This window comes from uncultured Maribacter sp. (genome assembly GCF_947495965.1).
Classification (GTDB): domain Bacteria; phylum Bacteroidota; class Bacteroidia; order Flavobacteriales; family Flavobacteriaceae; genus Maribacter_B.
This window is the reverse complement of sequence record NZ_CANMBB010000003.1, coordinates 247,751-272,658: the sequence shown is the minus strand read 5'-3', so window position 1 is coordinate 272,658 and position 24,908 is coordinate 247,751. Positions and strand designations below refer to the sequence as shown.

24 protein-coding genes are annotated in these 24,908 nt (G+C 31.8%); 15 read left to right on the top strand and 9 right to left on the bottom strand.

The annotated features are described in order from the left end of the window. Window positions 1-5: 5 nt before the first annotated feature. Window positions 6-716: a peptidylprolyl isomerase gene (locus Q0820_RS09145; RefSeq protein ID WP_298487164.1), complete on the bottom strand. Its 711-nt coding sequence runs from the start codon at window positions 714-716 to the stop codon at window positions 6-8. Here Q0820_RS09145 and Q0820_RS09140 point away from each other — a divergent pair. Next, entirely contained in the window at window positions 715-1,356 is a 642-nt protein-coding gene (locus Q0820_RS09140; protein ID WP_298487162.1) for a CoA pyrophosphatase, read from the top strand. The two genes, Q0820_RS09145 and Q0820_RS09140, sit on opposite strands and share 2 nt — an antisense overlap. Before the next feature lie 26 nt (window positions 1,357-1,382). Next, complete coding sequence (locus Q0820_RS09135) at window positions 1,383-2,180, top strand: 1-acyl-sn-glycerol-3-phosphate acyltransferase (protein WP_298487160.1); 798 nt, start codon at window positions 1,383-1,385, stop codon at window positions 2,178-2,180. Here the strand turns inward: Q0820_RS09135 and Q0820_RS09130 are convergent. Beyond that, window positions 2,177-2,827, bottom strand: a complete 651-nt coding sequence (locus tag Q0820_RS09130) for a hypothetical protein (protein ID WP_298487159.1) — start codon at window positions 2,825-2,827, stop codon at window positions 2,177-2,179. The two genes, Q0820_RS09135 and Q0820_RS09130, sit on opposite strands and share 4 nt — an antisense overlap. A 3-nt stretch (window positions 2,828-2,830) precedes the next feature. Continuing rightward, entirely contained in the window at window positions 2,831-3,325 is a 495-nt protein-coding gene (locus tag Q0820_RS09125) for a sigma-70 family RNA polymerase sigma factor (RefSeq protein ID WP_298487157.1), read from the bottom strand. Window positions 3,326-3,520: 195 nt separating this feature from the next. On the opposite strand from Q0820_RS09125, the gene Q0820_RS09120 reads away from it, so the two are divergent. Continuing rightward, on the top strand, window positions 3,521-4,813 hold the full coding sequence (locus Q0820_RS09120) for an NAD(P)/FAD-dependent oxidoreductase (protein WP_298487155.1): 1,293 nt from the start codon (window positions 3,521-3,523) through the stop codon (window positions 4,811-4,813). Window positions 4,814-4,896: 83 nt separating this feature from the next. Further along, window positions 4,897-5,361 (top strand): hypothetical protein, encoded by a 465-nt coding sequence (locus Q0820_RS09115; RefSeq protein ID WP_298487153.1) that lies wholly within the window; start codon window positions 4,897-4,899, stop codon window positions 5,359-5,361. 3 nt (window positions 5,362-5,364) lie between these two features. Here the strand turns inward: Q0820_RS09115 and xerD are convergent, their stop codons facing one another. Beyond that, a complete protein-coding gene (gene xerD, locus Q0820_RS09110) occupies window positions 5,365-6,261 on the bottom strand; it encodes a site-specific tyrosine recombinase XerD (RefSeq protein ID WP_298487151.1) in 897 nt (298 codons plus the stop codon). 168 nt (window positions 6,262-6,429) lie between these two features. Between xerD and Q0820_RS09105 the strand changes: the two genes are divergently transcribed. From Q0820_RS09105 to Q0820_RS09090, 4 genes are all read left to right on the top strand, one after another. Beyond that, the gene (locus Q0820_RS09105; RefSeq protein WP_298487149.1) at window positions 6,430-7,029 is read left to right on the top strand and encodes a porin family protein; all 600 of its coding nucleotides are present in this window, start codon (window positions 6,430-6,432) and stop codon (window positions 7,027-7,029) included. A 175-nt stretch (window positions 7,030-7,204) separates the two neighbouring features. Then, complete coding sequence (locus tag Q0820_RS09100; protein WP_298487148.1) at window positions 7,205-7,729, top strand: hypothetical protein; 525 nt, start codon at window positions 7,205-7,207, stop codon at window positions 7,727-7,729. 70 nt (window positions 7,730-7,799) lie between these two features. After that, window positions 7,800-8,213, top strand: coding sequence for a type II 3-dehydroquinate dehydratase (gene aroQ, locus Q0820_RS09095; protein ID WP_298487146.1), 414 nt, complete (start codon window positions 7,800-7,802; stop codon window positions 8,211-8,213). Further along, complete coding sequence (locus Q0820_RS09090) at window positions 8,214-8,933, top strand: diphthine--ammonia ligase (RefSeq protein ID WP_298487144.1); 720 nt, start codon at window positions 8,214-8,216, stop codon at window positions 8,931-8,933. A gap of 13 nt (window positions 8,934-8,946) precedes the next feature. Here the strand turns inward: Q0820_RS09090 and Q0820_RS09085 are convergent, their stop codons facing one another. The 4 genes from Q0820_RS09085 to Q0820_RS09070 all read right to left on the bottom strand — a co-directional run bounded on the left by Q0820_RS09085 (window position 8,947) and on the right by Q0820_RS09070 (window position 11,963). Continuing rightward, window positions 8,947-9,225, bottom strand: a complete 279-nt coding sequence (locus Q0820_RS09085; protein ID WP_298487143.1) for a DUF3817 domain-containing protein — start codon at window positions 9,223-9,225, stop codon at window positions 8,947-8,949. A gap of 64 nt (window positions 9,226-9,289) precedes the next feature. After that, complete coding sequence (lpdA, locus tag Q0820_RS09080; protein WP_298487142.1) at window positions 9,290-10,681, bottom strand: dihydrolipoyl dehydrogenase; 1,392 nt, start codon at window positions 10,679-10,681, stop codon at window positions 9,290-9,292. 175 nt (window positions 10,682-10,856) lie between these two features. Then, entirely contained in the window at window positions 10,857-11,336 is a 480-nt protein-coding gene (gene msrB, locus Q0820_RS09075; RefSeq protein WP_298487140.1) for a peptide-methionine (R)-S-oxide reductase MsrB, read from the bottom strand. 72 nt (window positions 11,337-11,408) lie between these two features. Continuing rightward, window positions 11,409-11,963, bottom strand: coding sequence for a collagen-like protein (locus Q0820_RS09070; protein ID WP_298487138.1), 555 nt, complete (start codon window positions 11,961-11,963; stop codon window positions 11,409-11,411). Between the two features lie 188 nt (window positions 11,964-12,151). On the opposite strand from Q0820_RS09070, the gene glgB reads away from it, so the two are divergent. The 6 genes from glgB to cmk all read left to right on the top strand — a co-directional run bounded on the left by glgB (window position 12,152) and on the right by cmk (window position 22,257). Further along, complete coding sequence (gene glgB / locus Q0820_RS09065; protein WP_298487136.1) at window positions 12,152-14,047, top strand: 1,4-alpha-glucan branching protein GlgB; 1,896 nt, start codon at window positions 12,152-12,154, stop codon at window positions 14,045-14,047. A 99-nt stretch (window positions 14,048-14,146) separates the two neighbouring features. After that, a complete protein-coding gene (locus tag Q0820_RS09060; RefSeq protein ID WP_298487134.1) occupies window positions 14,147-16,546 on the top strand; it encodes a glycoside hydrolase family 31 protein in 2,400 nt (799 codons plus the stop codon). A 38-nt stretch (window positions 16,547-16,584) separates the two neighbouring features. Then, window positions 16,585-17,394 carry a M48 family metallopeptidase gene (locus tag Q0820_RS09055; protein ID WP_298487132.1) on the top strand — a complete coding sequence of 270 codons (810 nt, stop codon included), beginning with the start codon at window positions 16,585-16,587 and terminating at the stop codon, window positions 17,392-17,394. Between the two features lie 69 nt (window positions 17,395-17,463). Then, window positions 17,464-18,852, top strand: coding sequence for an MFS transporter (locus Q0820_RS09050; RefSeq protein ID WP_298487131.1), 1,389 nt, complete (start codon window positions 17,464-17,466; stop codon window positions 18,850-18,852). A gap of 234 nt (window positions 18,853-19,086) precedes the next feature. Beyond that, window positions 19,087-21,537 (top strand): endopeptidase La, encoded by a 2,451-nt coding sequence (lon, locus tag Q0820_RS09045; RefSeq protein ID WP_298487129.1) that lies wholly within the window; start codon window positions 19,087-19,089, stop codon window positions 21,535-21,537. Window positions 21,538-21,552: 15 nt separating this feature from the next. Next, a complete protein-coding gene (gene cmk, locus Q0820_RS09040; RefSeq protein WP_298487127.1) occupies window positions 21,553-22,257 on the top strand; it encodes a (d)CMP kinase in 705 nt (234 codons plus the stop codon). A gap of 128 nt (window positions 22,258-22,385) precedes the next feature. Here the strand turns inward: cmk and Q0820_RS09035 are convergent, their stop codons facing one another. Beyond that, a complete protein-coding gene (locus Q0820_RS09035) occupies window positions 22,386-22,766 on the bottom strand; it encodes a LysM peptidoglycan-binding domain-containing protein (protein WP_298487125.1) in 381 nt (126 codons plus the stop codon). Between the two features lie 260 nt (window positions 22,767-23,026). On the opposite strand from Q0820_RS09035, the gene rpsA reads away from it, so the two are divergent. Continuing rightward, window positions 23,027-24,853: a 30S ribosomal protein S1 gene (gene rpsA, locus Q0820_RS09030; protein ID WP_298487123.1), complete on the top strand. Its 1,827-nt coding sequence runs from the start codon at window positions 23,027-23,029 to the stop codon at window positions 24,851-24,853. Window positions 24,854-24,908: the final 55 nt, after the last annotated feature.

The following is a 24,908-nucleotide window of genomic DNA, read 5'->3' as shown; positions in this document are numbered from 1 at the left end:
TAATATTATTCTATAACTTCAGCTTTTGTAATATAAATGTTAGATGACGGCCAATCTCCTTTACCAACTTTTTGGTTGTTTATTTTATCTACAATATCCATTCCTTGAATAACTTTTCCAAAAGGAGTGTATTCTCCGTCTAGGTGGTAAGACCCTGGTTTTGTTACTACTATAAAAAATTCGTATGGAGATGCTAGCATATGCGGATTGTTTATTTCGCTGCTAGGCATAGAAACTACTCCTCTATGGTGTTTGTGTCCTTTTCTGGTATCTGGAGGAAGCAAATATCTTCCAATTTTTTTTCTTTTTTTGGAGGTAGCTAAGTCGTCTGAGTTTCCTCCTTGAATTATAAAGTTTTTTACAACTCTATGAAATTGTGTATTGTTAAAATATCCTTTTTTAGTTAGGTAAATAAAATTAGCTTTATAGTAAGGAACGTTTGCAAATAATTGAATTGTAAAACTACCTAAATTAGTGGTTATCTTTACTTTATTTTTTGTTAGCGTTTTATTGTAATTAAAGAAAAAATCTATTGCGTTATCCTCTGTAAGTTCAAATTTTTCTTCTTTAGTTTTTATTTTGGAAGAATCAATTACAACAGAATCTATAACAATTTCTTTTGTAGTTTTATTCGTAACATTATTTTTTGATTTCTCATTACACCCTATTAAAAGAAGAAGCAATGTTAGTAGAGAAATATATTTTTTAAATAACATGGATTATAAAATTTTTAAACAACAAGTATCAAAAATAAAAGATTTAACTCTTCCAGGAGAATCTTCTCATTATAAAATGATGCCTGCGACAAGGTTAGAGGAGTTAAAAAAAGAAAATTTAGAAAAAAGGAAACCTAGAAAGGCTGGTGTAATGGCTCTTTTTTATCCAAACTCTATAGGACAAACTTTTATCCTTTTAATATTAAGAAAAACGTACAAAGGGGTGCACTCTAACCAAATAGCATTCCCTGGAGGTAAAGAAGAAAAAGAAGATGCTACAATTTTAGATACTGCTTTACGGGAAACTTATGAAGAAGTTGGGGTTCCAGAAGATAAAATTGAAGTAGTAAAACCTATAACCAAAGTATATATACCTCCTAGTAATTTTCAAGTGCAACCTTTTATTGGTTTGTATGAAAACGAGGAGCCTTTTGTTTTACAAGAATCTGAAGTAGAAGAAGTAGTAGAGGTTTCTCTTACAGATTTTATGGATGATACTAAAATAGTGGAAGAAGATTTACGAACTTCTTATGCTAAAATTATTAGGGTACCTGCCTTTAAATTAAATGGTTATGTGGTTTGGGGAGCCACTGCAATGATGCTCTCGGAGATTAAAGAACTCTTAAAGAAGGTGTTGTAAGAGCTTATTTTGTAATTTTGCTTTCTATGAGTTTATTTAAAAGAAATCCTTTTGGGCACATATTATTTATAAAAAAGTGGCTTATTCGTATAATGGCGCTAATTACGCACCAAAGATATAAGCGTTTTAATAAATTAGAAATAGAGGGTTCCGATATTATAAGAAACTTACCAGGCGAGAATGTATTATTTGTAAGTAATCATCAAACTTACTTTGCAGATGTTGTTGCTATGTTTCATGTTTTTAACGCTAGTTTAAGTGGTAGAGAAAATACGATTAAAAACCTTGGGTATATTTGGAAACCTAAATTAAACATGTATTACATTGCTGCTGCAGAAACCATGAAGAAAAACCTAATGACAAAGGTTTTTGCTTACGCAGGTTCTATTAGTGTAGAAAGAACTTGGAGGTCCGAAGGAAAGGATGTTAATAGGCAAGTTAAAATGAGTGATATTTCTAGTATAGGAAAAGCTTTAGAGGATGGTTGGGTAATAACTTTTCCGCAAGGAACAACAACGCCATGGAAACCATTACGTAAAGGAACATCGCATATCATAAAAAAATACAAGCCAATTGTAGTCCCTGTGGTTATAGATGGGTTTAGACGGTCTTTTGATAAAAAGGGGTTACGAATAAAAAAGAAAGGTATTTTACAATCTATGGTAATTAAAGAACCTTTAGAAATAGACTATGAGAACGAATCTTTTGATTCTATTATAGAAAAACTAGAATATGCAATAGAGCAGCATCCTTCTTTCTTAAAGGTAATTTCTAAAAAAGATTTAAAAGCAATAGAAGAAGAGAATAAACAACGAGAATTTTAAACTTCTAATTTTTTTAATTTGTTGTAATTTTTCTTTAGCTTTTTTAGCAGTCTTCCATAAAGTAGAAAATAAATAGCACCCATAAAAAGGGTGAGTAAAGTGCCAAAAATTCCGACGCCAACCATTAAAGCAATTTTAATTTTTTCTGGTGGCAAATCTCTTTTAGTGTTTTTAAATTCTGATATGTTTTGTACAAAGTCTTCACTAATATAAATACCAACAATCATTAATAATACGGTAAATAATATCATGGAAAGAGAAAAAATAACATAGTTTTTTACTGTTTTTCTAGTTTTAATTATTTTCTGCATTAAAACTTTTGCATTCTCTAAAACAGAAATCTCTTTATACCTTTTATAAAATTGATAAATAAAATATAGGATAACAGTATACTGTACTGCAGAAATTATGTAAAAATATTTTTTAAAACCTAATGTATCGTAAATACTCATACTATCCTGAAAGGCAGGAATAAGTAATAGTAAATGAGGCAATGTAAATTCTAAAATACTTATAATTAAAATCCATTTAACAATCGAGGAAGATTTTTTCCATGTCATTTTATGTATATCTTCATAAGACAGTTGGGGAATATCTTTATCCCTTTTTTGCCAGTCTTTTTTTAATAGTTCCAGTTCGTCCATCATCATCTAGGGGTTCAATATGGTTCTTAATTTTTTCTTTACTCTGTTCATTTTTACTCTTGCATTTACTTCAGAAATACCAAGAGTTTCAGAAATTTCTTTATAATCTTTGTCTTCTAAATACATAAAAACTAACGCCTTGTCAATATCTCCAAGTTGCTTTACAGCTTTATACATTAATTTTAATTGTTCTTCCTCTGTTGCATCGTATTCATCTGCTTTTATTTTAAAAATAACAGAATCATAATCTTGGGTCCTAATGGTTCGTTTAGATTTTCTATATAGCGTAATAGCAGTGTTTAAAGCAACTCTATACATCCAGGTACTAAATTTAGCTTCACCTCTAAATTTTGGATAAGCTTTCCATAATTGTATAGTTATTTCTTGGAAAAGGTCATTGTGCGCGTCTTTATTATTTGTATATAACGTACAAACTTTGTGAACAATGTTTTGATTGTTCTGTAAATCCGTCACAAATTGGTGTTCCAATTCTTTATTCACTCTTTGGTTGGTAGGTTGTTTTAATATAAGTATGTAATAGTATTAATTTGTTACAAGATAAATTTAAAATATTATTTATTGCAAATATTATTATGGAGGAGTATACTTGTTTATGTAATTATAAATAGAAAATGCCTACATTGTTTTTTAGTTTTCTATACGGTTAATTCTTAATTTTACATTATATCTTTATCTATGAATATTCCTAAGTTAAGTTGTCCTAGAATAGTAATTATAGGAGGAGGTTTTGGTGGTTTATCACTAGCACAAAAATTAAGTAAAAAAGATGTTCAAGTAGTTCTTTTAGATAAGAATAATTACCATACATTTCAGCCTTTATTATACCAAGTATCTACAGGAGGTTTGGAGCCAGATTCCATTGCATATCCAATACGTAAAGTTTTAAAAGACTATTCTAACTTTTATTTTAGATTGGCAGAAGTACAAGAAATATTGCCCAAAGAAAAATCTATTATAACAACAATAGGAAACTTAACGTATGATTATTTGGTTATTGCAACAGGCTCTGAGACTAATTTTTTTGGTAATAAAGAGATAGAGAAAAATGCAATGGCAATGAAAAGCATTCCTCAATCCTTAAATTTAAGAAGTTTAATCCTCGAAAATTTTGAACAAGCTTTATTAACAGATGAAATGCATGAGAGAGATGCATTAATGAATTTTGTTATTGTTGGTGGCGGTCCTACAGGAGTAGAGCTAGCTGGTGCATTAGCAGAAATTAAAAAAGGGGTTTTGCCAAAAGATTATCCAGATTTGGATACAAGAAGAGCGCAAATAAATTTAGTGCAAAGTGGTAATTGTATTTTACCTGGTATGAGTAAAAAGGCCTCTGAAAAAGCAGAAGAGTTTTTAGAAAAATTGGGTGTAGAAATTTGGACAAATACTAGAGTAACTAGTTATGATGGTAAGACGGTGACTACAAAAACAGACCTTATTTTTAATAGTGCAACGGTTGTTTGGGCAGCAGGAGTAATGGGGTCTACCATAAAAGGGATAGACGCGGAAGAATTATTAGCTCGCGGTAATAGAATACGCGTAAATGGATTTAATCAAATACCAAGTTATCCAGAAATATTTGCAATAGGAGATGTTGCATGTATAGAAAATAAAGATACGCCTAGAGGACACCCAATGATGGCGCAGCCAGCAATACAACAAGGGAAAAACTTAGGAGAAAATTTAGTGCGTTTATTAGATGGGGAAGATTTAAAACCTTTTGCCTATAAAGATAAAGGCAGTATGGCTACTATAGGAAGAAATAAAGCTGTGGCAGACACTAAAAATTTTAAATTCCAAGGAATATTTGCTTGGTTTGTATGGATGTTTGTTCATTTGTTTTTTTTAATAGGATTTAGAAACAGAGCCATTGTCTTCATAAATTGGGTGTATAACTATATTCGTTTTGATCGTGAAGCTCGTTTAATAATTAGACCATATAATAGAGACTACAGTCAGTTTAAAGATTAATGTTAAACATCTTGTTAAAGTGGTTAAGTGTTTTATTTTTTGTAAGTGGTTACGTTATATTTGGTGACCAATAAGCAAATTATATGAAATATTTTTTAGGCTTTACCTTGTGCCTTATTTCATTTTTATCCTATTCTCAAAAAGAAGAACTTAATAAAAAAGTTAGTTTGCATAGTTGGTCTTATCCTTTGCTCCCCAATGGAGATACACATTCTTATTTTGATTTAGGTTACAAAATAGATTCTCGTTTACAAATAGAACTTAGAGGATTTTATGATAACTATATATTAGCTAATGTTTCTAAATTTGATATAACTGCAAAAAAGTATATTACAAATAAGAGTTATGCATTTACAGGGCTAGGAATAATATTGGAAGAATCTAAAATGGGGCAAAAGAGCCCTAAACTTATTTCTAATTATTCTTATGGAGTAAGGGTAGATGTACATGAGAATTTGTTTTTAGAAGCAAGGCAACAAATACAAACAAATACTAATATCCAGGGAGTTTATACTATACCTAAATTGTTTACATTAGGTGGTATTTAAGTTTTAATTCCTTGGATGAAACTTATGCATAACCTCTGCTAAATGGCTGCGGTCTACATGCATATATATTTCAGTTGTAGTAATACTTTCATGGCCAAGCATTTGCTGTATAGCTCTTAAATCTGCACCATTTTCTAATAAATGTGTAGCAAAAGAATGTCTAAACGTATGCGGGCTTATATTTTTATGCAGCCCTATTTTTTCTGCTAATTGTTTTACTATAGTAAATATCATGGCTCTAGTTAGTTGCCTACCTCTACGGTTTAAAAACAAAGTATCTTCAAAGCCTTTTTTTATATCTAAGTGGGTTCGTATTTCTTTTTTATAAATAGAGATGTATTTTTTATTTATAGTACTAATAGGTACAAAGCGTTGTTTATTTCCTTTGCCAGTAACTTTAATAAAATCTTCATCAAAATATAAATCAGAAATTTTTAAATCTACCAATTCTGTAACACGTAACCCGCAACCATAAAGAGTTTCAATAATTGCTCGGTTACGTTCTCCTTCTGGTTTGCTTAAATCAATAGCACCTATTAAATCGTTTATTTCTTCTTCAGATAAAGTGTCTGGTAATTTTCTTCCAATTTTTGGAGACTCTATTAAATCCATAGGATTGTCTTCTCTATAATCCTCAAAAACTAAATAATTAAAAAAACTTTTTAGACCAGATATTATTCTTGCTTGCGATCTAGGATTTACCACTTTGGCAACTTCATAAACAAACTGTTGTATGGTTTCTTTATTTATGGTTAATGGCAGTGGTTTTAAGTTGTATGTGGCAAGAAAAAGAGTTAGTTTTTCTACATCTAAAATGTAATTTTTAATAGAATTAGCAGATAGCCCTCTTTCTAGCTTAAGATAATGTTCAAAATCTTGTAAGGCCTGTTTCCAATTCATAATAGTAAAGATAGTAATCCACTTTTTATTCTACTTAACCTATTAATTTTTTATAATGTTAAGAATGCCACATTTATTTGGAATAAAGTAATACATATTTTAAGATGCTTTTTTATTCAAATGCGCATAATTATGTACATTTGGGACTCATTAAAAAACACTAATGATATGAAAAAAAGTATTTATGTATTAGTAGCATTTTTAAGTTTAGGACTTATGCAAATGAATGCTCAAGTAATTCAAGGAACAACATCATCTTCTTCTAGCGATATTAAATTTGGTGGTAAAGTAGGTCTTAATATTTCTTCTTTAGGAGGAGATTCTAGGTATAGTTATGATTCTAAGCCAGGTTTTCATTTAGGAGCGGTATTAGAAGTTCCTTTTAGTGATAAGATAATTATACAACCAGAAGCTTTAGTTTCTTTACAAGGTAGTGGAGGTTTTTTTGAGGACGATTTAAACTTTTGGTATTTAACAGTACCTGTTATGGCAAAATATAATGTTTGGGATGAATTATATATAGAAGCAGGCCCTCATATTGGAGTGTTGTTTGCTGATAATTTAGATGGTAATAGCTTTGGCGGCGGTGGTACAAACACTTTTTTAGAATCTAATACAATAGATTTTGGTTTAGGTGCTGGAGCAGGATACCGTTTAGATGATAATTTTTATTTTCAATTAAGATTTAGCGCTGGTTTTATAAATGCCATAAAGGACACAAAATCTAAAAACAGAGTACTACAACTATCTGCAGTTTACTTTTTGTAAATAATAACAATAAATTATTAATTAAGCAGGAATTTTTTCCTGCTTTTTTTATGCTTTAAAATAAATATAAACTACTTAGTTTGTAGTTCTACCACTATATTTTTAACACTCACAACAAAAATGCGGTAATAGGGTATGTTGCAATTATATTTACAGCTCTATAAATAAACCAATCATGAAAAAAAATGTATTTATCTTATTATTCGCTTTTGTAACAATAACATTAAGTGCCCAACGAAATGTAGACCGAACAAATTTTAGAGCAGGCCTAAACGGAGGACTGGTAATAGGAGACTTTTCTGAAGATTATAGTTTTGGATTAGGTGTAGATATGTACCATCATTGGGGAGTTTCTAAAGCATTAGATATTGGAGTTACAACAGGTTTTTTTAATGCCTTTGGAGAGAAAGAAGTACCTAGCGGAAGCGTATCTACAGAGTCAGGATTTGATAACCTTCAATACATACCATTAGGAGCTTCATTAAGAATATATCCTGGAAAAAATGTTGGTTTTAAATTTGGAAGTGATATTGGTTATGCAATTGGTATTGACAAAGGAAATGAAGGAGCACTTTATTTTAGACCTTCTTTAGGTATGGATCTTAGAGATGGTACTAATGAGGTTAATATTTCTTATTTTGTTGTTAATGATGATGTTCAATTTTCTTCAGTTATTTTAGAATATCTATTTCTTTTTTAATTTTCAATATTATTAAATAATGATGTAGTTTCTCTTCATTGCAAGGCATAATTATTTGTATTTTTATGTTATGAAAATTCTAATACTTAATGGGCCTAATTTAAACTTGTTAGGAAAGCGTGAACCTGAGGTTTATGGGAAGCAAACTTTTGAAGAATATTTTAAGGTCTTACAATCTAAATTTACTACTGTTCAATTAGAGTATTATCAATCTAATATAGAAGGAGAGCTTATAGGAAAAATACAAGAAGTAGGTTTTTCTTATGACGGTATAGTTTTAAATGCAGCGGCTTATACGCATACATCTGTAGGTATAGGAGATGCTGTTAAGGCTGTGGAAACTCCTGTTATAGAAGTACACATATCTAACACGCACAAAAGAGAAGATTTTAGGCATGTTTCCTATATATCTTCAGGAGCAAAAGGAGTAATTCTAGGGTTTGGACTTCAGAGTTATGATTTAGCAATCCAGAGTTTTTTATAATTGAAAAAGGCTTATTTTAATTGGAGTAGTGGCAAAGATGCTATGCTTGCTTTAGATAAAGTTTTGGCAAGTAAGGAATATATAATATCTAAACTTGTAACTACTGTAAATACAGATTTTAATAGAGTTTCTATGCATGGCTTGTCTATAAATTTGTTAGAACAACAAGCAAAAGCTATAGGTATTCCCTTAGAAAAAATAGAATTAGCTGGTAATGTTAGTTTGCAAAGCTATAATAGCGCTATGAAAAAGGTTATGGAGAACCTAACTAGTAAAGGTTTTAAATATGCTTTTTTTGGAGATATTTTTTTAGAAGATTTGCGTGCATATAGAGAAGAAAAATTAGCAGAAGTAGGAGTAGAGGCTGTATTTCCATTGTGGAAAAAAGACACGAAAAAGCTATTGCAAGAGTTTTTAAAGAAAGGTTATAAGGCAATTACGGTTTGCGTTAATGCAAAAGTATTAGATGTTTCTTTTTGTGGTAGAATTGTAGATGAAAGCTTTATTAATGATTTGCCAGAAAATGTAGATTTTTGTGGGGAAAATGGTGAGTTTCATACTTTTGTATATGATGGTCCAATTTTTAAAAATCCAATAGACTTTACTATTGGAGAAAAAGTTCTTAAAAACTATACCTCTTCAAAGAATGATGATGATTGTTTTGTAGAAGACCCTTCCTGGGACACTTCTTTCTGGTATTGCGATTTAATTGCTAAATAATATAATAGCTTTTTTATAAATTCTTTAAATACTTTTTATCAACATAAAAAGTAGCAAAAGGTAGTAGAGATGCTATTAGTAATATACATAAGCGTTTTATACTCCATTTTTTTTCGAACCAAAAAATAATAGCTAATATAACGTAAGCTATAAAAAGAAAGCCATGGGCGTAACCTACAAGTTTATTAGGCTCTGGAATGTTTGCTAAATATTTAAGAGGCATGGTTAGTCCAAATAAAAGTAAATAAGAGATACCTTCTAAAATGGCTGTAAGTCTAAATATTTTAAGCATAAGTATATTGTATAAAAAAGCAGCAATAACAAGAAGGTATTGCTGCTCTGAATTTATTTTAATTTTATAAATGTATTACTTCGTCATAAGCATCTGCTACGGCTTCCATAACAGCTTCACTCATAGTTGGGTGTGGGTGTACAGCTTTTAAAATTTCGTGGCCAGTAGTTTCTAATTTACGAGCAACAACAGCTTCTGCAATCATATCCGTAACACCAGCACCAATCATATGGCAACCTAACCATTCGCCATATTTAGCATCAAAAATTACTTTTACAAAACCATCTGGAGTACCAGAAGCTTTAGCTTTACCACTTGCCGTGAAAGGGAATTTACCAACTTTAATATCTAAGCCTTGTTCTTTAGCAGCCTTTTCTGTTAGACCTACAGAGGCAATTTCTGGAGAACAGTAAGTACAACCAGGAATATTGCTATAATCTAAAGCTTCAATATGCATTCCTGCAATTTTTTCTACGCAAAGAATACCTTCTGCAGAAGCAACATGTGCTAAAGCTGGACCAGGAGTAATATCTCCAATAGCAAAGTAACCAGGAATGTTTGTTTGGTAAAAATCGTTTACTAAAATCTTATCTCTATCGGTAGCAATACCAACCTCTTCTAATCCTATATTCTCTATATTGGTTTTAATACCAACAGCAGAAAGAACTATGTCGGCCTCTAAAACTTGTTCTCCTTTAGAAGTTTTTATAGTGGCTTTTACACCTTTTCCAGAAGTGTCTACAGAGGTAACTTCGGCAGATGTCATTACTTTAATTCCAGATTTTTTAAGACTACGTGCTAATTGCTTAGAAACGTCTTCATCCTCTACAGGAACAATGTTTGGAAGGTATTCTACTACAGTAACTTTAGTTCCCATTGCGTTGTAGAAATAAGCGAACTCTACCCCAATAGCACCACTACCAACAACTATCATTTCTTTTGGTTGTTTATCTAGGCTTAATGCTTGTCTGTATCCTATTATTTTCTTTCCATCTTGAGGTAAGCTTGGTAGCTCTCTACTACGAGCACCAGTTGCGATAATAATATTTTGTGCAGCATATTCTGTAACGGAGCCATCTTCTGCAGTAACATCAATTTTTTTACCTGGTTTTAATTTTCCAAAACCATTAATTACTTCAATTTTGTTCTTTTTCATTAAGAATTGAACCCCTTTGCTCATTCCATCTGCAACATTTCTACTACGTTTTATAACAGCATCAAAATCTTTATCAATATTATCTGCTTTAAGTCCGTAATCTTCTGCATGTTTAAGATACTCAAATACTTGAGCGGATTTAATTAAAGCTTTAGTAGGTATACAACCCCAATTTAAACAAATGCCACCAAGACTTTCTTTTTCTATAATAGCAGTTTTAAGCCCTAATTGAGAGGCTCTAATTGCAGCTACATAACCTCCAGGTCCACTACCTAAAACAATAACATCAAAAGTGCTCATATATCTATTTTTTATATAAAATTTGAATAGCAAAAGTACGAAACCAAACTGAAAAGATATAATTCAAAATTAAATTAATATGTGTTACGTGGCACAAAGAGAAATAGGAAATAAAAAAGCAGCTATAGCAAGATTAAATAGTATCTTATTATAGCTGCTTTTATTTTTTATTAGATTATTTTTTTGGGATAAATTTTAATGCCTCTCCATTTATACAATGTCTTTCTCCGGTAGTGTTTTTGGGTCCGTCATTAAAAACATGTCCTAAATGACCGCCACAGTTTGCACAATGCTCCTCTGTTCTTTCATATCCAATTTTATAATCTACATCAAAAGCTACATTTCCTATTATTTCAGTATCAAAACTAGGCCATCCTGTTCCAGAATTAAATTTATTTTCACTTTTAAATAGTGGGGTGCTACAAGCTGCACATACATAAACGCCTTCTTTTTTGTTATGTAGAAGTTTACTTGTGCCAGCAGGTTCTGTTCCCGCTTGTCTAAGAATATAGTATTGCATATCTGTAAGTTCTTTTCTCCATTCTGCATCTGTTTTAGAAACTTTATAAGTCTCTTTTTTGTCCTCTTTCTTTTGAGAAATTCCTTTGCAGCTGGTAGCTACAAAAAATAATACAGCTATAATTTTTAGATACATATTTTCTTTTCTATTAGTAGACGTGTATAAACTACAAACCTTTCAGAGAAAAATGGCTATTTTATATTAAACTTATTTTAACTCAAATTTTTCAATTTCATTTTCTTCTATTCCAATGTTTTGTAAAAGCGAAGAAAGATTTGTTTTGTCTAGATTGCTGCTGTTTAGAATCTTAGCAGGTATAATGACTATTCTAAACCATTGATTGTCTGTTAAATCTATAGGTACAAGGTTTGCATCAAATTCTGGCTCTAAGTAAATACTATAATCACCTGCTGTAAAATCAAAATTATAAAAAGAAGTTCCATTTTCAGTAATAATGGGTTGTGGTAATTGTCTCCAAATATCTACTCCGTTATCTACCTCTTCTAATCTATATATGAGAACAACATCACTTTCTAAAACAGTTATTCCATTACTATAATTAGTTGCTAGGTATTCATAGGTATTTGTATCAGAATTTAATGTCATGTCTACATTAATTTCAAAAGCTTCTGCTTCAAAAATAGAACCATCAATCCCATCTTCACCGTCAAAGCCATCAAAACCAGGAGGTCCTTGTGGGCCTTCACAGGCAATTATAAATAAACTTAAAAAGACTCCGATATAAGCTCCTATTTTTTTCATAATAATACTTTTAAATTAGTAGTGTAGATTATTTTGTTTAATTTGTTAAAACAAACTTATCAAAAAGCGTTCCAACTTAAAAAAAGAAATACTTTAACATAAAGATAAAATCTTGTGTTTAACTATCATTTTAAATTCTACGTTATTTGTTAAAAGTTGTTTAGATTTACGATAAATACTACATAATTATGCCAAATGTTATTGCCCATAGTTTATTTTCAGATTTTGATATCAATTTATTCAAATCTGGAAAACATTATAGATTATACGAGAAATTAGGGTCTCATGTTATAGAGGTAAATGGAGTAAAAGGTACTTATTTTGCGGTCTGGGCACCAACTGCTAGAACAGTTTCGGTAATTGGTAACTTTAATAATTGGAGTGAAGGAGAACATCAATTAAATGTAAGATGGGATGAAAGCGGTATTTGGGAAGGATTTATCCCAAATGTTAATCATGGGGAAATATATAAGTATAAAATATTTTCTAATAATCATGGGGCGGTTACAGAGAAAGCCGACCCATTTGCTCGTTACTGTGAGCATCCACCAAGAACCGCATCTATAGTTTGGGACAAAAAGTATACCTGGCAAGATAAAAATTGGATGGGGTATAGAAAAGAAAAAAACGGTCTAGATAAACCGTATTCTGTTTACGAAGTACATTTAGGATCTTGGAAAAAGAAAGCAGAAAATAAGTTTTTATCCTATGAAGAATTAGCAGACGATTTAGTGTCCTATGTTAAAGAAATGGGATTTACGCATGTAGAATTTATGCCAATAATGGAATACCCGTATGATCCTTCTTGGGGATACCAACTTACAGGATATTTTGCACCAACTTCTAGATTTGGAGAGCCAGAAGGTTTTAAATTACTTATAGATAAGTTTCACCAAAATGATATAGGGGTAATTTTAGACTGGGTACCTTCTCATTTTCCTGAAGATTCGCATGGATTGGGCTTTTTTGATGGTTCTCATTTATACGAACATCCAGATAGAAGAAAGGGGTATCATCCAGATTGGAAAAGTTTAATTTTTAATTATGGAAGAAATGAAGTACGTGCATTTTTAATAAGCAATGCTCTTTTTTGGCTAGATCAATTTCATGCAGATGCTCTAAGAGTAGATGCTGTTGCTTCTATGATATATTTAGATTACTCCAGAGAGGAAGGGGAGTGGGAACCAAATATATATGGTAATAATGAAAATTTAGAGGCTTTATCTTTCATTAGAGAATTAAACCAGGCGGTTTATGAGAACTATGAAGGAGTGCAAACAATAGCAGAAGAGTCTACTGCATTTACAGGAGTTTCTAAACCAGTAAGCTTAGGGGGGTTAGGATTTGGTATGAAATGGATGATGGGATGGATGCATGATACACTTGAGTACTTTAAAAAAGAACCTATTTATAGAAAACACCATCAGAATGATTTGTCTTTTAGCATGACCTATGCTTTTACAGAAAATTTTATGTTACCATTTTCTCATGATGAGGTAGTTTATGGTAAGCAATCATTACTATATCGTATGCCAGGAGATGAGTGGCAGCGTTTTGCAAATCTAAGATTACTCTTTGGATATATGTATACGCACCCTGGAGCAAATTTAATATTCATGGGTGGAGAATTTGGGCAATCTTCGGAATGGAATTTTCAGCAAAGTTTAGACTGGCATTTATTGCAATATAATGTGCATTCTGGTGTGCAAAGTTTTGTGAAAGACTTAAATAAAATTTATAAAGAATATCCAGCGCTTTATGAGAAGCAGTTTAGTCCAGAGGGTTTTCAATGGATAGATTATGGGGATCACGAGAACTCTATACTTACATATATAAGAAAAGGACATGATACAAAGAATGATATTTTTATCGCTTGTAATTTTACCCCAATTACTAGAGAGAATTATAGAATAGGAATTCCAAAGAAGGAAAAAATAAAAGAAATTTTTAATAGCGATGCAAAAAAGTATGGCGGTAGCGGTATTAAAAATAATGAAGTGAAAATTCAGAAAAAGAAGTGGCACGCCCATGAACAATCCATAGAAATAACTATTCCTCCTTTAGGAATCGTTATTTTTCAATAAAAAAAATGATTATATCGTTATAGTTAAAAAAAGGTAATAATAAGTTTTTATTATTAAGCGTTAAAGTCTTTTTTTTGTCAGTATTAAAATAGAATTGCTATGATTACAAACACAGAATTAGAATACAAAGGAAATTTATATCCAAATAAAATTGTATCTCTAAAACAAGATGCAGATAAGGTGTTTTTTACATCTGAAAATGGTGTAGTACTACAAATTACTGTTTTAAGAGATAGCGTGTTAAGATTTAGATATGCAACGGATTATATTTTTGAGCCCGATTTTTCATACGCAATAAGTGAAGATGCTAATAAAGGATACAATGTTTTAGAAGTAAGAGAACAAGATACAGAGTATATCATTGAAACTGAAAAGTTAAAGGTTTTAGTAGATAAAAATACCATGCGAACTCAAATTTCAGATTTAGAAGGTAATATTATAAACGAAGATGAGATTGGTTTTCATTGGGAAGAAAATTATAAGTACGGTGGTAATGTCGTGAAAATGAGTAAAATTACCCAAAGTTCTGAAAGCTTCTATGGTATGGGAGATAAGGCTACACATTCTAACTTAAAAGGGAAAAGGGTACATAATTGGGTTACGGATCAATACGCTTATGGAAAAGACCAAGATCCATTATATAAAGCAATACCGTTTTACATAGGGTTGCATAATAACAAGGCTTACGGAATATTTTTTGACAATACATTTAAATCCTATTTTGATTTTTCTCATGAAAGGAGAAATACTACTAGTTTTTGGGCAGATGGAGGAGAAATGAATTATTATTTTTTCTATGGGCCAGATATGCCTAAAGTAGTACGTGGTTATACAGATTTAACTGGGACCCCAGAATTACCCCCTTTATGGGCATTAGGGTACCACCAATCTAAATGGAGTTATTATCCAGAAAGCAGAGTTAAAGAAGTAGCTAAAAGTTTTAGAGATTTACGGATCCCTTGTGATGCTATTTATTTAGATATAGATTATATGGATGGGTTTAGATGTTTTACTTGGGATAAAACAAAATTTCCTGACCCAAAACGTATGGTTGATGAGTTATATGAAGACGGATTTAAAACCGTAACCATGATAGATCCAGGAATTAAGGTAGATCCAAATTATTGGGTATACCAAGAAGCTATGGAGAAGGATTATTTTTGTAAAAGAGCAGATGGCCCTTATATGAATGGTAAGGTATGGCCTGGTAAATGTAATTTTCCAGACTTTACTAATCCAGAAGTAAGAGAATGGTGGGCAGAATTGTATAAAGAAATGATGTCTGAAGTGGGAGTTCATGGAATGTGGAATGACATGAATGAACCTGCTATAATGGAAGTGCCTGGGAAAACGGCACCTTTAGATATGAGACATGATTATGATGGAAACCCTTGCAGCCATAGAAAAGCACATAATATTTATGGAATGCAAATGGTTAGAGCTACTTACGAAGGTGTTAAAAAACATGTATATCCAAAACGACCTTTTGTAATAACTAGGGCAGCTTATTCTGGAACGCAAAGATATTCTTCTACTTGGACAGGTGATAATGTTGCAACATGGGAACACCTATGGATTGCAAATGTGCAAATGCAACGTATGTGTTTAAGCGGTATGTCATTTGTGGGCTCAGATATAGGTGGTTTTGCAGAACAACCAAATGGAGAACTTTTTGCTAGATGGATTCAATTGGGAGTATTTCACCCTTTTTGTAGAGTGCATTCTAGTGGGGATCATGGAGATCAGGAACCTTGGTCTTTTGATCCAGAAGTAACAGATATTGTGCGTAAATTTATAGAGTTAAGGTATCAATTACTACCTTATTTGTATACCATGTTTTGGAAATATTCTAAAGAGAAAATGCCTATGTTAAAATCTATGGCATACTTTGATCAAGAAGATTCGCAAACACATTTTAGAACAGATGAGTTTATATTTGGAGAACATATTCTAGTTTGTCCAGTGCAAGAACCAAATGCAAAAGGAAGAAGAATGTACATTCCTAGAGGTAAATGGTTTAATTTTTGGACAGAAGAAGTTGTGGATGGAGGTACAGAAAAATGGGTTGCAGCAGATATTGATAAAATACCCCTATTTATAAAAGAAGGGGCTATGATTCCTAAATACCCAGTGCAACAATATGTTGGGGAAAAAGAAATTAAAGAATTAGTAATAGATGTATATTATAAACTTGGTACGGAGAATTCTACGGTTTATGAAGATGCGCAAGATGGGTATGATTATGCAAAAGGGAGGTACAGCCTTAGAAACTTTAAATTAGTTGGTAAAGAAACTCAGTTAAGTATACAACAATTTAAAAGTGGTACCTATATAACATCTTATGAGACTATTAAGTTAAATTTACATGGTTTGCCTTTTAAGATAAAGGAAGTATCCATAGACAATGAAATAGTTTTTCTAAACGATATAAAACATAATGAAACCAATTCTATTATAATTAGTAAAGATTTTACAGGGTTGAATATTAAGGGGAAATAATTTTTTTGTATTTTTCCAAATACTAAACACTACATATCATGAAAAAAATAATTTTAATTCTTGTTGTTTTCTTAGGAGTAACAGCATGTAAAACAAACCCTTTTACAGGTAAAAAGGTTTTAAATTTTTATCCTAATAGTCAAATATTTCCAACTGCTTTTGCGCAGTATGATAGTTTTTTAGGAGAAAATAAGGTTATTAAAGGTACTGCAGATGCCAATACTATAACCAAAGTTGGACAGCGTATTTCTTCTGCTGCAGAACGTTGGTTAACTGCAAATGGATACCCGGGTTATTTAAAAGATTATAAATGGGAGTATAATTTGGTTGATGATGCAACTGTAAATGCATGGTGTATGCCAGGTGGTAAAATAGTTTTTTATACAGGGATTTTGCCAATTACACAATCGGAAAGAGGAATCGCTGTTGTAATGGGGCATGAAGTTGCTCATGCTTTAGCTGATCATGGAGCGCAACGTATGAGTGCTGGAGCAATACAACAAGGTGTCGCAGTTGCGGGTAATATTGCAATACAAGATGAACAAAAGAGAAATATGTTTAATCAAGCATATGGTATTGGCTCTCAGCTAGGAGTTATGTTGCCTTTTAGTAGGAGTCATGAAACAGAAGCAGATAGAATAGGTTTGCAAATAATGGCAATTGCTGGTTATGACCCATCTGAGGCAGCAGATTTATGGAGAAGAATGAAAGCAAATAGTGGAGGAGAAGCGCCACCAGAATTTATGAGTACACACCCATCTAACGATACTAGGATCGCTAATTTAACAGAATGGGCTCCTCTAGCAAAGCAAGAAGCAGCAAAATTTGGAGTTACAACTTTTAGATAAAAAATAATATTATAATTGTATATTTAAAGACCGTTCTAAAAAAGAATGGTCTTTTTTTTTAGACTAGATATGGCAAAAACAATAGCATTAAAAGGGAGTAAAAAATTATTAAATGCATGGGCTTTTTATGACTGGGCTAATTCTGTTTATAGTTTAGTAATTTCTTCTGCAGTATTTCCAATTTTTTATGGAGCTCTGTTTAGGATGGAAGGTATAGAAAAAGTTGCTGTTTTTGGCGGAGAAATAGCCAGAGCACCATTAATTAGCTATACTACATCTGCGGCTTTTGTATTTATAACTATAATAATTCCTTTACTTTCTGGGGTAGCGGATTATTTAGGAAATAAAAAAATATTCATGAAATTCTTCTGTTACTTAGGAGGAATATCTTGTATGGGTTTATATTGGTTTTCTTTAGAAAATATATATGTAGGCTTAGCGTGTTATTTTTTTGGATTAGTTGGTTTTTGGGTAAGTTTTGCAATTAATAATTCTTATTTACCAGATGTTGCATATGAGGAACAACAAGATGCTGTTAGTGCAAAAGGCTTCTCTTTGGGGTATATAGGAAGTGTATTGTTGTTAATAGTGAATTTAGCAATGGTAATGCAACCCAGTTTTTTTGGATTTGATTTAAGTATACCAGAGAGTGTAATGCAAGGAGGGGTGGAGTCAGAGATAAACGCAGCAAAAGAATTAGCAAAAAATAATGCTTCTATAGAGGCTATGAAAGTATCTTTTTTAAGTGTAGGTATTTGGTGGATAATTTTTGCACAGTATACTTTTTATCATCTTCCAACGGGGAATAAAAAAGAAGGAGAAAAAAAGAATGTTATTCTTAATGGGTTTAAAGAATTAAAATTAGTTTGGCGTCAATTAGGAGATGAGGTAAAGTTAAAGCGATATCTAATAGCTTTTTTTGTGTACAGTATGGCAGTACAAACGGTAATGCTTATTGCTACTTATTTTGGAGAAGAAGAAATTAATTGGGGGACAGATACAGAGCGTACTACAGGGTTAATTGTTAGTATTCTTGTAATACAAATAGTAGCTATTTTAGGAGCAACATTAACGGCCAGAGCATCCAAAATATTTGGGAATATAAAAACTTTAATCGTAGTAAATGCACTATGGGTTCTAATATGTATTTATGCATATTTTGTTATTACTCCTATGGACTTTTATATTGCAGCTGGGTGTGTAGGTATGGTAATGGGGGGTATACAGGCATTATCTAGATCTACCTATTCTAAGTTTATTCCAGAAACAACAGATACTGCATCTTTTTTTAGTTTTTATGATGTGGCGGAAAAAATAGGAATTGTAATTGGAACCTTTCTTTATGGTTTTGTAGCACAATACACGGGGAGTATGCGTAATGCTATCATTTTTTTGGGTGTCTTTTTTTTAGTAGGTATGTTATTGTTAACTCGTGTAGAAAAGAGAAATAAGTTATAATAATATTTTATGGGTACTTATTGCTAAGTAAGTTTATTCATTAGAAAATAAAACTCCTTTCTAGAAAGGGGTTTTTATTTTTTGCCCTTAATTGGCATAACAATTGTTTTTATATATATTATAGAATGTGATGAGGATAGTAAAGTTAACTAAAACAGGACTTTACAAATTAATTTAATAATTAGATAAAAAAGGATTCTGTTATTTAAGTGACAGAATGACCGAAATAAGTATATGGGAGATTCTAAATTTTCAAATTTTGACAATATGTCTTTGCATAGTATTGATGAGGATTCTGAGTTAATACCTTTATTAACACCAGAAGATGAAGAGAAAATGAACAGTGAAGACTTGCCAGAAACCTTGCCAATATTGCCTCTGCGTAATACTGTATTGTTTCCGGGGGTAGTAGTGCCAATTACAGCAGGCAGAGATAAGTCTATTCAGTTAATAAAAGATGCAAATAACGGTTCTAAAGTTATTGGTGTTGTTTCTCAGAAGGATGAAGAAACCGAGAATCCAGATATTGAAGATATTAATACATTGGGTACTGTAGCAAGAATTTTAAGAGTGTTAAAAATGCCAGATGGTAATACTACGGTAATTATTCAAGGTAAAAAAAGATTTGAAATAGCAGAAGTGCTTACTAAAGAACCTTATTTAACAGCAACAGTAAGAGAAACAAAAGAGGAAAGAGGGGATCAAGAAAGTTCGGAGTTTGCTGCTATTATTGAATCTATAAAAGATTTAGCACTTAAGATTATTAGAGATAACCCTAATATTCCAAGCGAAGCTTCTTTTGCTATTAAAAACATTCAAAGCGATTCTTTTTTAATCAATTTTGTTTCTTCTAATTTAAATTTAGAAGTAAAAGCAAAGCAAGAGTTATTAGAAATAGGTAATTTAAAAGAAAGAGCATTAGCTACTTTAAAATATATGAATGTAGAACTCCAGAAGTTGGAGTTAAAAAATGATATTCAATCTAAGGTTCGTAATGACTTAGATAAGCAACAACGTGAATATTTTCTGCATCAACAAATGAAAACCATCCAAGAAGAATTAGGTGGTGTTTCTTATGATGAAGAAATTCAGGTAATGCGTGAAAAGGCAAAAACCAAAAAATGGAATAAAAAAGTAGGGGAGCATTTTGATAAAGAGTTGGCTAAAATGCAACGTATGAATCCGCAAGTAGCGGAATATTCTATTCAAAGAAATTACTTAGACTTGTTTTTAGACTTACCCTGGGAGGAATTTTCTAAAGATAAGTTCGATTTAAAGCGTGCGCAAAAAATATTAGACCGTGATCATTACGGGTTAGAAGATGTTAAGAAAAGAATTATTGAATATCTAGCTGTTTTAAAGCTAAGAAATGATATGAAATCTCCTATTCTTTGTCTTTATGGACCTCCGGGTGTTGGTAAAACATCTTTAGGAAAGTCTGTGGCAGAGGCTTTAGGTAGAGAATATGTTAGAATCTCTTTAGGTGGTTTGCGTGATGAAGCGGAGATAAGAGGGCATAGAAAAACTTATATTGGAGCAATGCCTGGTAGAATTATTCAAAGTTTAAAAAAAGCAGGGACTTCTAATCCTGTGTTTATTTTAGATGAAATAGATAAATTATCTAACAGTCATCAAGGGGATCCTTCTTCTGCAATGTTAGAAGTATTAGATCCAGAGCAAAATAGTGAGTTCTATGATAATTTTTTAGAAATGGGATATGATCTTTCTAAAGTCATGTTCATTGCTACAGCTAACAACATAGGTTCTATTCAGCCTGCATTAAGAGACAGAATGGAAATTATTAATGTTACGGGTTATACTATAGAAGAGAAGGTAGAAATAGCTAAAAAGCATTTGCTGCCAAAGCAACTAAAGGAACACGGTTTGTCTGACAAGCACTTAAAAATAGGAAAGCCACAACTAGAAAAAATTGTAGAAGGGTATACTCGTGAATCTGGTGTACGTTCTTTAGAAAAGCAAGTAGCAAAAATGGTTCGTTATGCAGCAAAATCTATTGCTACAGAAGAGGAATATAATATTAAAATTAGTAATGATGATGTAGAGGAAGTATTGGGTGTGCCAAGACTAGAAAGAGATAAGTATGAAAATAATGATGTTGCTGGTGTAGTTACAGGTTTAGCATGGACTAGTGTTGGTGGTGATATTTTGTTTATAGAATCTATCCTCTCTAAAGGTAAAGGTGCATTAAATATTACAGGTAATCTAGGTAAGGTTATGAAAGAGTCTGCCACAATTGCTATGGAATATATTAAATCTAATGCAGATATTTTTGGAATAGAGACTGATGTGTTTGATAAATATAATGTGCATATTCATGTTCCAGAAGGAGCTACACCAAAAGATGGACCAAGCGCAGGTATAACCATGTTAACCTCTTTGGTTTCTTTGTTTACGCAACGTAAAGTAAAAAAGAGTTTGGCAATGACGGGGGAAATAACTTTAAGAGGAAAAGTGTTGCCAGTAGGAGGCATAAAAGAAAAAATACTAGCAGCTAAAAGAGCACGTATTAAAGAGATTATACTCTGTGAATCGAACAGAAAAGATATCTTAGAAATTAAAGAAAGCTATTTAAAAGGTTTAACTTTCCATTATGTAACAGATATGCATGAAGTTATAGATTTAGCGCTTACAAAGACTAAGGTAAAAAACGCTAAAAAATTATAAGGTTTAATCCATAGAATGACAAAAATTACCATAGCAATAGATGGGTATTCATCTACCGGGAAAAGTACTATAGCTAAACAATTAGCTAAAGCTTTGGAATATGTGTATGTAGATACCGGTGCTATGTATAGAGCGGTTACTTTGTATGCTATGCGTAATGGTTTTGTTGGTGGTTCTAAAGATTCTATTTCTCTGCTTTGTGATAGTTTGTTTAAGGTTAAGTTACATTTTGGATATAATGAAGCTTTGGGTTATTCAGAAATGTATTTAAATGATGAAAACGTTGAAAAGGAGATTCGAACTCTTGAGGTGTCTAAAAATGTTAGTAGAGTTGCAGAAATACAAGAGGTTAGAGAAATGCTTGTAGAGCAGCAAAAAGAGATGGGTAAAAACAAAGGAATTGTTATGGATGGTCGTGATATTGGTACTGTAGTTTTTCCAGATGCAGAGCTAAAGATTTTTATGACAGCTTCTGCAGATAAAAGAGCCTATAGGCGTTATAAAGAATTGTTAGATAAAGGGGAGAAGGTTACTTATGAAGAAGTTTTAAAAAATGTAGAAAGTAGAGATTATATAGATTCTCATAGAGAGTTTTCTCCGCTAAGACAAGCAGAAGATGCTGTGCCTTTTGATAATAGTGATATGGGACTAGATGAGCAATTTGATAGGATGTATAACTTTGCATTACGTATAATAGAGAAAAAGAAAAAGGACGCTTAGTAGCGTCCTTTTTTATAAAAGTAAATTTACTCGATAATCGAGATTTGAATGCTCCGACGCTTGCGTCGAAATCAATGCTAATTTTCCTTCTAATGCCTCGTGAGCTTGCCCCGAGGAGTTAGTTTTCTTTATAAGTTAGGAATAACTAATTCCTGATCTGGATGAATAACATCTGGGTTCTTTAAAATACCAGTGTTAGCAGCAAAAATTTCTTTGTATTTCATAGCATCGCCATAATAGTGCTTTGCAATTTTGCTTAAAGACTCGCCGCCTTTAACAGTGTGTCTGTGATAAACAGAGCTATCTGAAACTGTAATGTTAGCTTTAATATCGCTAGCACCTTCACCACCTAATTCTTTAATTTTATCCCATAATAAGTTTTTTTCGTAAGGAGTATTAGCTTCCCCTTTTATCTTTAAGATGCCACCTTCTTCAGATACATCTCCATTTTTTATTCCTAATTGCTCACCTAGATTTAAAACTCCTTGGTATTTTGCTTTAACGCTCATAATAATTTTTTAAAACGGTTAATATTTATAGCTCAATATACTAATAAAATGAGCAAATAATCCTAAAAAAAAGCTTAATTCTATATTAATTATTTTGAAGGAAGTAAAAAGGTTGGTAAAATGATAAATAAAGACTATTTTTGCACACCTTTTTTACGAAGAATCAAGAGGAAAAGGTATTAAATAAAAATAAACATAACAACTTCTGTGATAATTGTTTAACTCTTGTAAAATTGCAGAATACAAATTTAAATCTTCAAATGGCTGAAGAAAAAGCAAACGTTGCTGCAGAAGAAACTGTAGAAACACAAGAAACAAAGGTGGTAGCACCTGTACAAGACCCTGCAGAATTTTTAGAAAATTTTAACTGGGAAAAGTACGAACAAGGAATAGAAAAAGTAGAAGACTCTAAATTAGAAGAGTTTGAAAAACTTGTTTCTGAAAACTTCGTTGATACTGCAGATGAAGAGGTAGTAGAAGGAACAGTAGTTTACCTTACGGATCGTGAAGCAATTATTGATATTAACGCTAAATCAGAAGGTGTTATCTCTTTAAATGAATTTAGATACAATCCAGATTTAAAAGTAGGTGACAAGGTAGAGGTATTAATCGATATCCGTGAAGACAAAAGTGGTCAGTTAGTTCTTTCTCATAGAAAGGCAAGAACAATCATGGCTTGGGATAGAGTTAATGCTGCACATGATAAAGAAGAAATCGTTAGTGGTTTTGTTAAGTGTAGAACTAAAGGAGGTATGATTGTAGATGTTTTCGGAATTGAAGCATTCTTACCAGGTTCTCAAATTGACGTTAAGCCAATTCGTGATTACGATCAGTATGTAAATAAAACAATGGAATTCAAGGTGGTGAAAATAAACCATGAATTTAAAAACGTTGTTGTTTCTCATAAAGCTCTTATTGAGGCTGATATTGAAGAACAGAAAAAAGAAATCATTGGTCAATTAGAAAAAGGACAAGTATTAGAAGGTGTGGTTAAAAACATTACTTCTTACGGTGTGTTTATTGATCTTGGTGGTGTAGATGGTTTAGTACACATTACAGATCTTTCTTGGAGTAGAATTAATCATCCAAACGAGGTTGTTGAGTTAGATCAGAAATTAAACGTTGTAATTTTAGACTTTGATGAAAACAAATCTAGAATACAATTAGGTCTTAAGCAATTAGAGAAGCATCCTTGGGAAGCTTTATCTGATGAAATTAAGATTGGAGATAAAGTAAAAGGTAAGGTAGTTGTAATTGCAGATTACGGTGCATTTATCGAGGTTGTAGAAGGTGTTGAAGGATTAATTCACGTTTCTGAAATGTCATGGTCTACACACTTACGTTCTGCACAAGATTTCGTAAAAGTAGGAGATGAGGTAGAAGCAGTTGTTTTAACTCTAGATAGAGATGATCGTAAGATGTCTCTTGGTATTAAGCAATTAACGCCAGACCCTTGGACAGATATTACTTCTAAATACCCAGTTGGTTCTAAACACAATGGTATTGTAAGAAACTTTACAAACTTTGGTGTTTTTGTTGAGCTAGAAGAAGGTATTGATGGTCTTATTTATATCTCTGATTTATCTTGGACTAAGAAAATTAAGCACCCATCAGAATTTGTATCTGTAGGAGATAAATTAGAAGTGGAAGTATTAGAATTAGATGTTGAAGGTCGTAAATTAAGTTTAGGACACAAACAAACTACTGCTAATCCTTGGGATAAATATGAAGCTGAGTTTGCGTTAGATACTGTACATACAGCAACTATTGCAGATGTAGTAGATAAAGGAGCTACAATAGAATTTAACGAAGATATTGTTGCTTTTGTACCACAACGTCATTTAGAAAAAGAAGATGGTAAAAAATTAGGCAAAGGAGACGAAGCAGAATTTAAAATCATTGAATTTAATAAAGACTTTAAGCGTGTGGTAGCAAGTCATACAGCAATCTTTAGAGAAGAAGAAAAACGTAATGTAAAAGCTGCTGTTAAGAGACAAGCTGCTGCTGCAGATGAAGCTAAGCCTACTTTAGGAGATGCTAATGAAGCATTACAAGCGTTAAAAGATAAAATGGAAGGTAAAGCGTAATTGCAACATTCTTAATAATCTTATTCTACTTAGTAGGATCAAAAAGCTCAAACTC

Bases quoted from the DNA above. Each gene is read 5' to 3' on its own strand.
- Q0820_RS09140 (WP_298487162.1), top strand. From the start codon at position 715: ATGGATTATAAAATTTTTAAACAACAAGTATCAAAAATAAAAGATTTA.
- Q0820_RS09145 (WP_298487164.1), bottom strand. From the start codon at position 716: ATGTTATTTAAAAAATATATTTCTCTACTAACATTGCTTCTTCTTTTA.
- Q0820_RS09135 (WP_298487160.1), top strand. From the start codon at position 1,383: ATGAGTTTATTTAAAAGAAATCCTTTTGGGCACATATTATTTATAAAA.
- Q0820_RS09130 (WP_298487159.1), bottom strand. From the start codon at position 2,827: ATGATGGACGAACTGGAACTATTAAAAAAAGACTGGCAAAAAAGGGAT.
- Q0820_RS09120 (WP_298487155.1), top strand. From the start codon at position 3,521: ATGAATATTCCTAAGTTAAGTTGTCCTAGAATAGTAATTATAGGAGGA.
- Q0820_RS09115 (WP_298487153.1), top strand. From the start codon at position 4,897: ATGAAATATTTTTTAGGCTTTACCTTGTGCCTTATTTCATTTTTATCC.
- xerD (WP_298487151.1), bottom strand. From the start codon at position 6,261: ATGAATTGGAAACAGGCCTTACAAGATTTTGAACATTATCTTAAGCTA.
- Q0820_RS09105 (WP_298487149.1), top strand. From the start codon at position 6,430: ATGAAAAAAAGTATTTATGTATTAGTAGCATTTTTAAGTTTAGGACTT.
- Q0820_RS09100 (WP_298487148.1), top strand. From the start codon at position 7,205: ATGAAAAAAAATGTATTTATCTTATTATTCGCTTTTGTAACAATAACA.
- aroQ (WP_298487146.1), top strand. From the start codon at position 7,800: ATGAAAATTCTAATACTTAATGGGCCTAATTTAAACTTGTTAGGAAAG.
- Q0820_RS09085 (WP_298487143.1), bottom strand. From the start codon at position 9,225: ATGCTTAAAATATTTAGACTTACAGCCATTTTAGAAGGTATCTCTTAT.
- lpdA (WP_298487142.1), bottom strand. From the start codon at position 10,681: ATGAGCACTTTTGATGTTATTGTTTTAGGTAGTGGACCTGGAGGTTAT.
- msrB (WP_298487140.1), bottom strand. From the start codon at position 11,336: ATGTATCTAAAAATTATAGCTGTATTATTTTTTGTAGCTACCAGCTGC.
- Q0820_RS09070 (WP_298487138.1), bottom strand. From the start codon at position 11,963: ATGAAAAAAATAGGAGCTTATATCGGAGTCTTTTTAAGTTTATTTATA.
- glgB (WP_298487136.1), top strand. From the start codon at position 12,152: ATGCCAAATGTTATTGCCCATAGTTTATTTTCAGATTTTGATATCAAT.
- Q0820_RS09060 (WP_298487134.1), top strand. From the start codon at position 14,147: ATGATTACAAACACAGAATTAGAATACAAAGGAAATTTATATCCAAAT.
- Q0820_RS09055 (WP_298487132.1), top strand. From the start codon at position 16,585: ATGAAAAAAATAATTTTAATTCTTGTTGTTTTCTTAGGAGTAACAGCA.
- Q0820_RS09050 (WP_298487131.1), top strand. From the start codon at position 17,464: ATGGCAAAAACAATAGCATTAAAAGGGAGTAAAAAATTATTAAATGCA.
- lon (WP_298487129.1), top strand. From the start codon at position 19,087: ATGGGAGATTCTAAATTTTCAAATTTTGACAATATGTCTTTGCATAGT.
- cmk (WP_298487127.1), top strand. From the start codon at position 21,553: ATGACAAAAATTACCATAGCAATAGATGGGTATTCATCTACCGGGAAA.
- Q0820_RS09035 (WP_298487125.1), bottom strand. From the start codon at position 22,766: ATGAGCGTTAAAGCAAAATACCAAGGAGTTTTAAATCTAGGTGAGCAA.
- rpsA (WP_298487123.1), top strand. From the start codon at position 23,027: ATGGCTGAAGAAAAAGCAAACGTTGCTGCAGAAGAAACTGTAGAAACA.